Origin of the sequence: Paenibacillus sp. 7516, from assembly GCF_002272715.1 — a bacterium.
Taxonomy (GTDB): domain Bacteria; phylum Bacillota; class Bacilli; order Paenibacillales; family Paenibacillaceae; genus Paenibacillus; species Paenibacillus illinoisensis_A.
Window position 1 is genome coordinate 198,465 of the sequence record NZ_NPBI01000024.1, and the last position, 13,744, is coordinate 212,208.

Sequence of the window (13,744 nt, forward strand, 5' to 3'; positions counted from 1 at the left end):
TTGTAACTACTCCCAAGGATAGGTGACGGTAAGGAAGTCAGCAAATTTCTTGCTCTCTTCCCGCCGCTGCTTCCGCATGGCCGCCCGATCCGGAGCGGTCTCATATAGTTTCTTCTCTTCTTCCGTTTCTGGAATGAGGCGGGGGACAATGAGTTTTCGATTATTTTCATCCAACGCCACAAAGGTCAGAAATGCTGTTGCCGCAATCTTTTTCTCCCCTGTCTTCAAGTCCTCACGGATTACTTTCACAAATATCTCCATGGAGCTGCGTCCCGTCCAGGTGGCAAAGGATTCCAGCGTAACGGAATCGGTTGGGTTAATGGGATACAAAAAGTCGACTGAGTCGGTTGAAGCGGTTACTGTATTGACCCGGCATAGTTTGGAAGCGGCAATGGATGCAATATCATCAATATAGGACATTAACTTGCCGCCGAATAAAGTGTTATGGTTGTTCACATCGGTCGGAAATACTCGTGCGGTCTTGAAGCAGCGCGTCTCGCGCACATATTTTTTCTCCGCCTGTTCGGGCCCCGTATCTTTAGGTATCTCTCTCATGTTTCTTCCTCCTGACCATCTGGCTGCTGCATCTCTGAAGCATGTGCCAGGTCTATCGTCTATTCATGTTATTCCTAGTATAGGTGCCCACCAAGTTCATATTCCGATGATTTCATGATTGCCAAAAAAACCGCCAGGCGCGGACCGGCGCGCGGGCGGTTTGGTGCTGCTGTATATTAAACCTTGGCTTTGAAGATGCCGGACGGTCCGCCTACGGGCAGGAAAGTATATCCGAAATGAGCGTTCAGCACAGAAGCTCCTGTGCCGTAGAGCGACACGATACCAATACCCATTTCAGCATATGCTGCGATGGTATGGAAGACGTGAGGAGCTACGCCGAAAGCATCAAACGTCAGGCCAAGGAACAGGAAGTCAATCAGAATGAAAATGATGAGCAGTACTTTATTGGCTTCCACAGCGCCCAGCGTCATGAACAGGGTGAATACGAGGTATCCGGCAAAAGCAAATCCGAGCTGCTTACCGTCAGCCTGTTCTGCCAAGGTGGAGCCAAACACGCCCATTTTGATCAGCCAGTTGGCACCCATCGCAAACCAGAAAAATGCGTATGCGCCAAAAGCAGTCGTGCCAAATGTGTTATTGCGTTTGGAATCTTGGATACAGGCGAACAACTGTGCAAATGCACCCAGGAAGATCGCCCATGGGATAGCATAGCTGAGTCCGTCCGTAATGCCAAGTTTCTGGGAGGAAGCGACCAGGGTCACAATAGCCAGCCCAAATAATCCCATTGCGCTGGGATCGGCGTTTATGATTTTAACTTGAGTCCGTGAATCGGTTTGCATGGTGTTGATGAGCCTCCAATGATATCAAATCAGGATGTAAACAAGAATACAATCCTCTAGTAACTTTCGTATCCGCCGGGTCCGGACACACACATCGCCCTATTGTACCTGAATGGCCCGGTTATGGAAAGGAATTTGTTCACCGCACGAATCCGATATCCCGAACGTTCAAACACCCCTTCCATAGCATGCAGAATGGCCTCTTTGCTCAGTTTGCCTGCCAAAGGGGTGTTTTTGTTGTTCATTTTCCAAAATACACAATAAAGACACATTCATACAAGAAGTAGGATAGGGGAAGAAAATATGGATGCCTAACATTCATCTCACTTCAGAAATGGCTTCGCAGCGCCACTTTTGCGGCATCCGGGTAAACATAGTTATTCATGACTTTCAAAAACTGGGGAAGGATACAAAACATCCATGCCGACTATGCCATATGTTAATCCAACTATAGATTGACAGTAAAAACTAAAATATAACACAGAAATAAGGAGGTCAAAGGCATGGTTATGAGTTTGGATTTAAAAAATCAAATCGAAAAAGCCAGACATAACCTTCATATGTTGGTAGAACATCACGAGGGTGGGCTTGGGCATCCGGATGTCATCAGGCAGTCCATGGCATTGGATGAATTGATTAATGAATATAATCGAATGAATCGAAGCCAGACAAGAGCTTGAGTGATTCATATAATAGTAGGACAACCATAGATGAGTACATACGACGATGCGGGCATGAACATAACCGGAAGGACAGCTTTCTTCTCGAAGCTGCTTGATTCCTGTTAATTCATGCCCGCATATGTTTTGGAAGCGTTTCAATGTAAAAGCCGTTTGGCTTCCATATACAGTACCTGAACGAATTTTTTGGTATTAATTCGCGTCTGGGATAAGGATGGCTCCACATTGTTCTGCAGCTCCAGCATTTTCTTGCGAATTTCTGTGAAATCGAAGAATTTAGAAGCATAGTTCTCGAATTTGGGATGTGTATAATCCGTTAATCCCAGGGATACCACATGACTTAACGTCTGAAATATCGCCCGGCGAACACGCTGCTCTGAGGCCTTGACCTCTTTGGTTATCTCGGTGGCCGAGGCATCCGTTCCCAGTTTGCGTATCGCAATATTCTGAAAAATATCCTTGAGCGACGGGAATGTATAAGGCGAGATGGTGTGATCTTCAGCTTCAATCTGTTCCAGATATTCCAGCATGTCCAGCAGATCCTTGCTGCCTGTCTCACCGATCATGCCCATCTCCGACAGAAGGAAATGTCCAGCAGTGGCAATCGTTTTGTTAGGGGCAGGTGCGGTATGGCGTCCGGCAGATTGAATGCCGGTCAATCCCTGCAATGTCCGCTGAATATCCTGAATGGACTGCTGCATCCGCAGACGTTCTTCGACCAGACGGAGAACGGATAAAATCTCCAGCCGATTAATCGGCTTCGTAATGTAGTATTCAATGCCTAGCGAATAGGCTTCACCAATCATGTTTTTCGATTCAATCTGGGAGATCATCACGATCTTGCCCTCGAATCTTCCTTCCAGTGCGCGTACGGTCTGTATTCCATCCCGATGGGGCATGAGCAGATCAATCAGCAGCACATCTACCTTCTGTAATTCCAGCAGCTCGGCATGAATGTGAGCCCCGTCCTCTGCTTCTCCGGCAATCTCACCCAATCCTTCATCTTCAATAATATCCATCAGCATGGAACGAACGCCAGGATCATCATCCACGATAAAATAACGCATGTTTTCGGTATCCTCCTCTCTCTTTAGCGGATGTAATGGGGCCAATGTATGCTGCAGACAGATGAACTGTCGCGAGTTGGGTTCATTTTAATTCCTATCTTACTTCGTTGTTTCCTTTCTGCATAGAACCAGCCATGCAGCAATAAGTCAATATGTCAGATAACGTAACAGAGTTTTGCTGAAAACGGCCTTTTTATAAAAAAAATCCAATGTTCGTTGTAGGAAAGTGTCGTTTTTCGTAGATAGGACTGTAGTATAAGTAACATCTGAATGAGCTGGCTATGAATTGTGTGGAATGGTACAAATGCCAATCGGAACGAAATATCATCATTCAGAGCTATGCCATGGATTCTATATGCAATAGTATGGGAATTTTACGCTCAGACATGCAAACGGAATGCTGTTTAACAATATATGAATAAAAGGAGTATTGCCAATGGAGCAAACAATACAAGATATTGTCGTTGTTTTCAACGATTTTTTATGGTCCAAGCTGTTGATCCTATTGCTGGTAGTATGCGGGATTTACTTCACGACCAAGACCCGTTTCATGCAGTTCCGCATGATCGGAGACATGGTCAAGGTGCTGGCTGAGCCCAAGAGCAAGGAAGCGGATAAAATCTCGCCTTTTCAGGCGTTCTGTATCAGCATGGCTGCCCGTGTAGGTACCGGTAATATTACGGGGATTGCACTGGCTATTGCCCTTGGGGGACCGGGTGCTGTGTTCTGGATGTGGATCATTGCAATTATCGGTTCAGCCTCCAGTTTCGTAGAGAGTACACTCGCACAGATCTATAAAGTGAAGGATAACGGGGGCTTCCGCGGAGGACCGGCTTATTATATGGAACGTGGGCTAGGCAAACGGTGGATGGGGGTATTGTTTGCCATTCTCATCACACTCTCGTTCGGCCTTGTCTTTAACGCTGTGCAGTCCAACACGATCACTGTGGCATTCCAGAACTCGTTCGGACTTGATCGGTTGACGGTAGGTATTGTAATGGCGGTGATCTTTGCCGGAATCATTATGGGCGGCGTGAAGCGGATTGCCAAGGCTTCCGAATACATTGTGGTGGTCCTTGCTGTGCTCTATATCGGGGTTGCTGCATTTGTTGTTCTGGCGAATATCACCCAGCTTCCAGCCATGATTGCGTTGATCGTAAAAAATGCATTCGGCATTGAACAGGTCGCCGGCGGTACATTGGGTGCTGCGCTGATGAACGGCGTCAAGCGTGGGTTATTCTCCAACGAGGCAGGAATGGGTAGTGCGCCTAATGCTGCGGCTACGGCGGATGCGACGCATCCGGTCAAGCAGGGACTTATTCAGTCTTTTGGCGTCCTGATCGATACACTTGTCATTTGTACAAGTACGGCCATGATTATTTTGCTATCCGGAGTCTACGAAGGCTCCAATCTGGGGGGCATCGAATTGACCCAAGCGGCATTGAGTGTGCATATCGGATCTTGGGCATCAGGCTTTTTGGCTGTTATGGTATTCCTGTTTGCCTTCAGTACACTCATCGGGAATTATTATTACGGGGAGACCAATATTGAGTTTATCAAGTCTAATAAGATATGGCTGTGGGTGTACCGGATTGGCGTCATCGCCATGGTGCTGTTTGGTGCAATAGCAAAAGTCCAGCTGGTCTGGGATCTGGCGGATCTCTTTATGGGGCTGATGGTCGTCGTCAATCTGATTGCAATCCTCATGTTGTCCAGAGTAACGTTTGAGGCGCTGAAGGATTACAAAAGACAGAAGGCTGAGGGGCGTGACCCTGTCTTTACCCGTGACCTTATCCGTATTCCGGGTGAAGTGGAGTGCTGGGAGTCTGAAGCGGGCGTAACAGGAACCCAAGAGATGAAGAATACAAAATAGGATTAGCGAAGCTCGGGTGGTAAGAGCCGGGTAGGATAAAAAAACAAAAAAACAGGACACCGACGAAGCCAATAGGGAACGCGGGGTCCTGTTTCATTATTCATATATTTTCAGCTACATATTGATCGCTCAGGATACCATTTTACTTTGTATGAACAGAGTAACTGATCAGTTGATCTGCCAGCATCTTCATGCGGTCGCCCGTTTCATTCAGTTTCTCAATGACATCAGTGAAGGAGGATACAAGGGTAGCTTGTTCCTGGGAAGAGGCAGCAATCTGTGAAACTTCTACTTCCATCTGTTTAATGACCTGTTGGACGTCTTTCAGACTTGCATCAATATCGGTTGTGGCCTGTTTGGCGTCCACGGAGAGCTTGCGCACTTCGGAAGCAACAACGCCAAAGCCTGCACCAGCTTCACCTACACGCGCTGCTTCAATAGCAGCATTGAGGCCGAGCAGGTTGGTTTGTTCGGAGACTTCCCGGATGAATCCGGCAACCTTATTGATTTGGGCGGAGTTTTGGACTGCAAGGCGTGTGTTCTCCAGAATTTGTTCACTGGTCGCCTGCAATTCCTCGGCATGAGCTGCCACATGCTGAACCATCTCCACCAGGTTGCTATTAATGGATTGATTTTCTTGTATAATGGCTTCTAGCTGATTCTGATTGGATTGATCGTAAGATATGCAGAAAATGGCGACAACTTCATTATTGTCATCAAAGACGGGAATGTTCAAAATATCCAGCTCGATCCCGTAGACTTCTGCGGGCAGTCTGGTGAGCGAAGGTTCGCGCCCGTTGGTCAGAGCTGTAAAGTTTTTATAATCATCCAGCAGTGGCTCTCCTTTTTGAAAACCGAGATTGAATCTCTCATTGGCAACGGCGTACAATACTTTCTCATGATCATACACAGTCAAGCCGGCTGGTTCTCTAAGAATCAGGCTAATATAAGGCATAACTTTCAGAAGTGCATCTACAACATTCATGGGTCAAACCATCCTTTCATATTCCCTATTTGCGATTAAATTCAAAAAACGTACATAATGCTTTAATTATCATCGGATAAGATTGCGCTATCATTAACTCCATTTTTAAATAAAATAATGACGAATTACGGACGAAATCTGAGGATTTTCCCATGTAAAATGATTTATTGGATATAAGTGTTAGTTGTAACTATTTTTATATCAGGATATTGGAGCAGTCTGATGCCGAAATTGGGACATATGTCCATTTCTATACGTTAAATACTTGGGTGGGGGTTACCTGGAATGAGAGAAATCATGGATTTTGGGCGAATGCGTCAGCTGGCACGTGAACATGGTCTGGATCAGGTGTTGGATGAGCCTGCACTTGCAGAATTAAGACTACTGGAAGCCTCCAAAGGTGAGATTATATGTGCAAAGGGAGAACGGCCGGAACGGTTCTATTTTCTCGTTGAAGGCAAACTGAAGATTTATACGACACTGCCAAACGGCAAGTCACTGCTGCTCCGTTTCAGCACGCCGCCAGCCCTCGTGGGCGATCTGGAGCTGGTCAATGGAAAGGAAGCCAAGAATACGGTCGAATCCGTCAACAAAAGTCTGCTGCTGGGCGTTAGCTATCGTTATCTTCAAAACACGTATGCGGATAATCCGAAATTCCTGCATTTCATGCTTAGTCATGTGACCCATAAACTGTATACGTTCTCCAATCTATCAAGCCTGAATTTGCTGTACCCGGTCGAAAGCAGGTTTGCCAGCTATCTGTTGTCAACGATGGAACAGGGCGAGCAGGTGACGGAAGAGATCCAAACGTCCAAGCTGACAGAGCTGGCAGATATGCTGGGGACGAGCTACCGACATCTGAACCGGGTAATCCATGACCTCTGTGATCGGCAGATTATCCGTAAGGAACAGCGCAAGATTGTCATCTGCCATCTGGAGCAATTGCGCGAGATTGCCGGAGGGAACATGTATGAATAATATCGGCTCCATGGACGTGAAAGTCCCAAATGTAACGCAAAGAGCACCCTATGCCTCAAGCAATGGGTGCTCTTTGCTATCTAAACAGTGTAATCGATGTACGGTGTACATGCCGATGATTAAATATCGCCGCGCTCTTCAAATAATTGAGCAATCTCCACGATAACCTGAGTGGCTTTCACCATGTTATCAACCGAAACATACTCGAATTTGCCGTGGTAATTTTCGCCGCCTGTGAAGATATTTGGTGTAGGCATGCCCATATACGAGAGCTGGGAACCGTCCGTTCCTCCGCGGATGGGGCGAATAACGGGCTCAATGTCCAGACGAGTCATGGCTTCATGCGCAATGTCAACAATCTGGCGCACAGGTTCGATCTTCTCACGCATATTGTAGTATTGATCATTCAGCTGCACGGTGATGCTCTTCTCTCCATACTTGTCTTGGAGCTCTTCCGCAACCTTCAATACATAGGCTTTGCGCTCTTCGAACTTCGCCCGGTCAAAATCACGAATGATATAGCTGAGCTGCGTTTGCTCTACATCGCCTTCAATGGATATAAGATGGTAGAATCCTTCGTACCCCTCCGTGAATTCAGGAGCTTCTTCCGCAGGTAGGCGGCGGTTGAACTCCATGGCGATTTTGGCCGAATTGACCATTTTGTTTTTCGCGGTTCCAGGGTGAACATTCGTACCTTTGACTGTAATTTTGGCTGCAGCCGCATTGAAGCTCTCATATTCAAGCTCTCCCAGTGGTCCGCCATCTACCGTGTAGGCATACTTGGCTCCAAAAGCAGGCACGTCGAACTTGTGCGGTCCGCGTCCAATCTCTTCGTCGGGAGTGAAGGCAACCCTGATCTTTCCGTGTTTGATCTCCGGGTGAGCGATCAGATATTCCATTGCCGTCATGATCTCGGCAATACCTGCCTTGTTGTCGGCACCCAGCAAGGTTGTCCCATCTGTTGTCATGAGGGTGTGGCCCTTATATTCACGCAGTTCGGGGAAGTCAGTAGTAGACAATACCACATCCAGCTCCTGGTTCAACACGATATCCTGACCATCATACTGGTCGATGACCTGTGGCTTTACATTTTTGCCAGTGAAGTCTGTCGCTGTATCCAAGTGAGCCAGGAAGCCGATTACGGGAACATCCTTATCCGTGTTGGATGGCAGAGTAGCCATGACATAGCCATTCTCATCCATCGTTACGTCCTGTAAACCAATGGCTTTGCATTCACCTACCAGGTATTCACCCAAGGCGAGTTGGCCCGGTGTGGAGGGGCAGGTTTCACTGTTTTCATCCGATTGTGTATCCATTTGAGCATAAGTTGTCAGTCGCTCGATTAAAATATCTTTCACCATCATCGCTCCTTCGGCTTGGGTTGGTTTCATATGGGGTATATTATCTCCTGTGTATGAAAGTATCATATCATGTTTTGGACCAACTTCGTGTAGGGGCTGTAAGTGCTGGCAGGGTAGTTCTAGGTATAAAAAAGGGTACTATGGCACAAAAATGTACGTACTTGCATTCAGGGAAGGCTCCTTCATAATAAAGAATGGTCGAAGGATTGGCGAGAGAGACTGCCACAAGATTGGGTAACTGTTTTTCATGCTGGAAAACAAGCGATTGCCTCAACATATATCAATATTATTGAATAGGAGATGTATCCATATGTCAGAGAAATTATTTTCCCCCTATCAGTTCAAGGGGCTTCAACTGAATAACCGTGTAGTAATGGCGCCAATGTGTCAGTACTCCGTAACGGCCAAGGATGGCATCCCGAATGATTGGCATCAGGTTCACTATGTAAGTCGTGCGGTTGGAGGTACAGGTCTAATTGTCATTGAAATGACAGATGTTGAACCAGATGGCCGCATTACCGATAACGACCTGGGCATCTGGTCAGACGAGCATATTCCGGCCTTTGCCAAGCTGGTGGATGGTATGCATGCCCATGGCTCGAAAGTGGCGATTCAAATCGCACATGCAGGGCGAAAAGCAGAGGATGCAGAGCAGCCGGTAGCTCCATCCGTGGTCACTTTCCCGGGTGAAGACTTTAGGGAGCCTCGTGCGCTAACTACTGAAGAAGTAGAAGCGATGGTACAGAAATTTGCCGACGGTGTTCGCCGCGCAGTGCAGGCTGGAGTGGATGCCATTGAGCTGCACGGAGCACATGGATACCTCATTCACCAGTTCCATTCCAAGCTGATGAATCATCGGGAAGATGTATACGGACAGGATCTGGCTCGATTCGGCGTTGAGATTATTCGTGCAGTGAAAAAGGAAATGCCGGAAGACATGCCGCTCATTATGCGCATCTCTGCAGTTGAATACGCTGATGGCGGCTACGATATTGAGCACACCCTGGATGTGGCTCGTGCTTATCAGGCAGCAGGTGTAGACATATTCCACATCAGCTCTGGCGGAGAAGGACCTGCTGGACAACGGAAACCGGGTAACTACCCAGGTTATCAAGTTCCATTTGCCCGTCGTTTCCGCGAAGAACTGAACGTTCCGGTGATTGCTGTAGGGCTGCTGGATGATGCAGCTCTCGCTCAAGCCGTTATTGGCAACGGCGATGCCGATCTGGTTGCAGTGGGCAGAGGCATGCTGCGCGATCCATACTGGGCTAACCATGCGGCTCTGGCGCTCGGTGTCAGCAAGGATAAGGCAGCGATTGCGGAGCAGTATTCCCGCGGTTATTAATTTTATCTAAAACATATAGAAATTCGTAAGACAGGTCGTGGCAAAGGTGAACCTTATGCTGCGGCCTGATTTTGCATTTTGATAGCCAAGCAGTGGTGGTTGGGATTCCATCGTTCGGTGCAGACTAAGACGGGAGTTACACATCTTTTATATATGCGTTTCAAGATGAGGTTCGTAGGGGGTCCAATGCTAGATTCGGTTGTTAAATGAATTCATTTGACACCTATCTTCTTATCCCAAACAATGAGTAATATCTATTTAAGGAGGCGATGGTTATGACATCATCATCGAGCGCACTGCCGGATATCCGGCAGCGATTGGTACTTCATGCACCGCTGGAAAAGGTATGGGAGACTGTATCCACGGCAGAAGGCATGGAAGCCTGGTTTATGCCAAGCAATCTGGAGCCGGTGGAAGGACATGAATTCGTGCTGGAGGCCGGCCCCTTTGGCAAATCACCATGCCGGATTACGGAGGTTCAGCCGCTTCATAAGCTATCCTTTCAATGGGGCAAGGATTGGACACTTACCTTCGAACTGCAGGAACAGCCCGAAGGTACGGCATTAACGTTGATTCACAGCGGTTGGGATGCCGATAAACTGACTGAATTCGGACAGGCGCATGCCATCGTGCGTGAGCGAATGGAGCAGGGCTGGTCAGGCATCGTACAGAAACTGGCACAGGTTGTAAGCCAATAAGAGAGGATTGTCAGTTGCGATCAGGGTCATTTCCTGATTGAACAGCTGGCAGTCCTTTTTTTATTTTGTAAGCTTTTAATGGAGAGTTCATACCAGACGGTGAACCGCCTTAAAAAATGTGATTCTTTTTAGTTTCCTTCTATTTCCGTTGGCAGCAGAAACGTGTAACATGGATCATGAAGATTAAACGACAAAAAGTGACGTCTATCGTCACAAGTCGGAAGGATTTCATCGATGAAAAAACACTGGATTATGCTGACGATTAGTTTCATTTGTATTGTTGTCTTCCCCGTTGGGTGGATTGTGCAGAGTATTATAACTGAGCGCGGGAATCCGGTCGTTAAACAAGGCATAATCGATTTGACCACATGGGATTTCACCAAAAAGGGTGCAGCCACATTGGACGGAGTCTGGGACTTCTACCCGAACCAATTACTGACCCCGGTTGATTTTGAGGCGGATGTGTCCGGACGCAAACCACTTGGGCCACCTGCGGCTATTCAAGTCCCGGCCAGGTGGAATAAGACAATGGGTGAGGCTCATGGCTACGGAACATACCACCTTCGTGTCAAACTCAGGCCCAGCTTCGAGAAGAATGACTATGGCATTCGTACACAGAATATTCGTATGGCACACCGTATTTTTATAGATGGCAAAGAGATCGGAGGCAAGGGACTGCCTGGCGAAACAAGGGAAACAGACCTCCAGTACAACTTGCCGTTTACCGGGTTTACCTCGATTGAGGGAGACCGTGCAGATATCATCATTCAGGTTTCCAACTATACATACTCTTCCGGAGGAATTGTAGCTTCACTGTTATTTGGAGATGAACATAGCATTCTGTACAGCCAGCAGTGGGACTGGCTCAAGGATCTGATGACCCTTTTCGGATTTATCCTTCCTGCGGCGTTTTTCCTGCTGCTGTTCAGGCTGCGCCGGAGTGAGAAGGAACTTCGTTACCTGGGTTTATTCAGTCTCTCCGGAGCCATGTATGCACTGACGCATGGGGAGAAACTGCTGGGCACCTTTGTACCGTTTCTACCGAATACTGAAATTCTAAGGCTTCAATTAATAAGTTCAGCACTGGCCTATTACTATTTGCTTCGCTATATGGATGCGCTTGTTCCGGGTGCAATTCACAAATGGTACGTACGCCTGGGAATTACGCTGGTGATTCTGCAATGCGCAATCGGCCTTACCTTGTCTCCGGTATTATTCTCGCAACTGGAGCCTCTAATGCTGATGGTGTCGCTTAGCGTCATTGTATACACTCTTCGAGCAATGTTTTATTGGTTGAAAAAGAGGCCCAATGACAGCCATTACGTGCTGATCAGCATGATGAGCATCCTCATGGTCGTTATTCTGTATACCATCGGCGCATTCACGACGCAGGATACGGCCTTTCTCGCCCTATATGAGCTATTGTTATTTGTTTTTGCTCAGATGATTCTTACGGCGATCCGGTTCGCGCAGTCCTTTCGTGAAGTTGAGGCGTTATCCGAGCGCTTGCTTGTGATCGACAACCTGAAGGATGAATTCATGGCCAATACGTCGCATGAACTGAGGACCCCGCTGCATGGCATCATTAATATTGCCCAGTCCATGCTGGAAGGAGCGGCAGGGGCTGTGACGCCGAAGCAGGCCAGAAATCTGTCCATGATCACGTCTACCGGTAAGAGGCTTTCACTGCTGGTCAATGACATCCTGGATTTCGCAAAGCTCAAGAATAGTGAGATCGAACTGAAGCGGGAGGCGGTGGATCTGGAGTCCGTTGCCCGCACAGTGGTTGAAGTTTCGGGATTTACCTTCGGGGATAAGCCTATTGTGTTAATACAGGACTGGCCTCCATCCCTGCCACTGGTCGAAGCAGATGAGGATCGGTTACGGCAGATTCTCTATAATCTGATTGGCAATGCATACAAGTACACGCAGCAAGGCGAGATACGGCTATATGCGATTGTGCAGGGGGATCAAATCCGAATGTCAGTGGCGGATACCGGGGTTGGCATTGCTCCAGAGAAACTGGAGGATATATTCCAGTCCTATGAGCAGGAGAATGGTACAAGTGAACGAATTAACGGCGGGACAGGGCTTGGTCTCAGTATTACGCGTAAACTCGTAGAGCTGGGCGGAGGCATGATCTGGGCCCAGTCAGAACCGGGTCAGGGGTCTATTTTTCACTTCACCCTGCCAATTGCCAAAACGCCGCTGCTTCATACTGTTTCCAGACCGACGGCAGCGAGCTACGTGCCTGCCGAACGTGCTAATCCATCTGGAGGGCTTCCTACAGAGCTCGATGAATCAGAAGAAGGCCCTGCAGCAGAGCATACGATTCTGATTGTGGACGACGATCCGGTAAATCTCCAGGTATTGTACAATCTATTGTCAACAGAGCGATACCGGGTCATTTCTGCCGATAGCGGTGCTGCAGCCTTGAAAATGCGAGAACAATACCCGGGAATCGACTTGGTGATTACCGACTGGATGATGCCGCAGATGTCCGGAATTGAATTATGCCGCAAACTGCGTGAGCATAATTCTCTGTCCGAACTGCCGATCCTGATGCTGACGGCGCGTGGATTGCCTGAAGATATCAGGCTGGGATTCCAGTCCGGTGCCAATGATTTCCTGAGCAAGCCGGTCGATGCAGGTGAGCTTCGTGCGAGGGTGCGCACCCTGATTGAAATGCGGGCCTCCGTTCAAGGCGCCATTCGCACAGAGATGGCTTTTTTGCAGGCACAGATCAAACCCCACTTTTTATATAACGCACTTAATGTCATTATCGCTACTTGTGCCGTTAACCCGGACAAAGCTACAGATTTATTGATCGAACTGAGTCACTATCTGCGTGGCAGCTTCGACTTTCAGAACCGGGATCAGCTGGTGCCGCTGACCAAGGAACTTGAGCTGGTGGAGTCCTATGTCCATCTGGAACAGGCCCGGTTTGAAGAACGGCTGGTGGTCAACTATGAAGTGGAACCGGACGTTCGGATCTATGTACCGCCTCTCAGCATTCAGCCACTCGTTGAAAATGCCATTCGTCATGGTGTGATGGAGCGGGCCGCGGGTGGAACCGTGACTCTGAAAATTGCCAGAGAAGACGATCGTATCATCGTCCAGGTTGAAGATAATGGGGTGGGCATTCCTCCGGAGCGTTTGGCCCAGGTTCATTCGGGAAGGACGGAAGGACCGGGAGGGGTAGGCCTGCAAAATATCAACCGGCGTTTAGTGTCCTTATATGGCGAGGGATTGAATATTCAAAGCCATGTGGGCAAAGGAACGCAAATTCGTTTCCGTATTCCTCAGCCCAGAGGTTAATTATTCCGGAATTGTGCCGAGACCGATCATAATGGTTAACAGACTAATAAGTTGATGCAGTCTATTCTGTAATTCCTTTGATAT

The 13,744-nt window shown here is 48.0% G+C and carries 12 protein-coding genes; 6 read left to right on the plus strand and 6 right to left on the minus strand.

The features are described from left to right. Nucleotides 1-6: 6 nt before the first annotated feature. The 3 genes from CHI14_RS20495 to CHI14_RS29770 all read right to left on the minus strand — a co-directional run bounded on the left by CHI14_RS20495 (nucleotide 7) and on the right by CHI14_RS29770 (nucleotide 1,600). Nucleotides 7-555 carry an acyl-CoA thioesterase gene (locus tag CHI14_RS20495; RefSeq protein ID WP_095290777.1) on the minus strand — a complete coding sequence of 183 codons (549 nt, stop codon included), beginning with the start codon at nucleotides 553-555 and terminating at the stop codon, nucleotides 7-9. Nucleotides 556-731: 176 nt separating this feature from the next. Continuing rightward, nucleotides 732-1,355 carry an acetate uptake transporter gene (locus tag CHI14_RS20500; protein ID WP_095290778.1) on the minus strand — a complete coding sequence of 208 codons (624 nt, stop codon included), beginning with the start codon at nucleotides 1,353-1,355 and terminating at the stop codon, nucleotides 732-734. A gap of 56 nt (nucleotides 1,356-1,411) precedes the next feature. Continuing rightward, nucleotides 1,412-1,600, minus strand: a complete 189-nt coding sequence (locus CHI14_RS29770) for a hypothetical protein (protein WP_141236713.1) — start codon at nucleotides 1,598-1,600, stop codon at nucleotides 1,412-1,414. A 258-nt stretch (nucleotides 1,601-1,858) separates the two neighbouring features. Between CHI14_RS29770 and CHI14_RS20505 the strand changes: the two genes are divergently transcribed. Further along, nucleotides 1,859-2,035, plus strand: coding sequence for an aspartyl-phosphate phosphatase Spo0E family protein (locus CHI14_RS20505; protein ID WP_095290779.1), 177 nt, complete (start codon nucleotides 1,859-1,861; stop codon nucleotides 2,033-2,035). A 137-nt stretch (nucleotides 2,036-2,172) separates the two neighbouring features. Here the strand turns inward: CHI14_RS20505 and CHI14_RS20510 are convergent, their stop codons facing one another. After that, nucleotides 2,173-3,102, minus strand: a complete 930-nt coding sequence (locus CHI14_RS20510; protein WP_095290781.1) for a response regulator — start codon at nucleotides 3,100-3,102, stop codon at nucleotides 2,173-2,175. Between the two features lie 436 nt (nucleotides 3,103-3,538). Between CHI14_RS20510 and CHI14_RS20515 the strand changes: the two genes are divergently transcribed. Continuing rightward, the gene (locus CHI14_RS20515) at nucleotides 3,539-4,975 is read left to right on the plus strand and encodes an alanine/glycine:cation symporter family protein (RefSeq protein ID WP_095290783.1); all 1,437 of its coding nucleotides are present in this window, start codon (nucleotides 3,539-3,541) and stop codon (nucleotides 4,973-4,975) included. A 142-nt stretch (nucleotides 4,976-5,117) separates the two neighbouring features. On the opposite strand, the gene CHI14_RS20520 is transcribed toward CHI14_RS20515, so the two are convergent. Further along, nucleotides 5,118-5,960, minus strand: a complete 843-nt coding sequence (locus CHI14_RS20520) for a methyl-accepting chemotaxis protein (protein WP_095290785.1) — start codon at nucleotides 5,958-5,960, stop codon at nucleotides 5,118-5,120. Nucleotides 5,961-6,245: 285 nt separating this feature from the next. On the opposite strand from CHI14_RS20520, the gene CHI14_RS20525 reads away from it, so the two are divergent. Then, nucleotides 6,246-6,938, plus strand: coding sequence for a Crp/Fnr family transcriptional regulator (locus tag CHI14_RS20525; protein WP_095290788.1), 693 nt, complete (start codon nucleotides 6,246-6,248; stop codon nucleotides 6,936-6,938). Between the two features lie 119 nt (nucleotides 6,939-7,057). Here CHI14_RS20525 and pepT read toward each other — a convergent pair whose 3' ends face one another. Beyond that, entirely contained in the window at nucleotides 7,058-8,296 is a 1,239-nt protein-coding gene (gene pepT / locus CHI14_RS20530) for a peptidase T (RefSeq protein WP_095291254.1), read from the minus strand. 313 nt (nucleotides 8,297-8,609) lie between these two features. On the opposite strand from pepT, the gene CHI14_RS20535 reads away from it, so the two are divergent. The 3 genes from CHI14_RS20535 (at nucleotide 8,610) to CHI14_RS20545 (ending at nucleotide 13,660) form a co-directional block, all read left to right on the plus strand. Next, complete coding sequence (locus CHI14_RS20535) at nucleotides 8,610-9,644, plus strand: NADH:flavin oxidoreductase/NADH oxidase (RefSeq protein WP_095290790.1); 1,035 nt, start codon at nucleotides 8,610-8,612, stop codon at nucleotides 9,642-9,644. 275 nt (nucleotides 9,645-9,919) lie between these two features. Beyond that, a complete protein-coding gene (locus CHI14_RS20540) occupies nucleotides 9,920-10,342 on the plus strand; it encodes an SRPBCC family protein (protein WP_481856436.1) in 423 nt (140 codons plus the stop codon). Between the two features lie 234 nt (nucleotides 10,343-10,576). Next, entirely contained in the window at nucleotides 10,577-13,660 is a 3,084-nt protein-coding gene (locus tag CHI14_RS20545) for an ATP-binding protein (RefSeq protein WP_095290794.1), read from the plus strand. The last annotated feature ends 84 nt before the right edge of the window (nucleotides 13,661-13,744 follow it).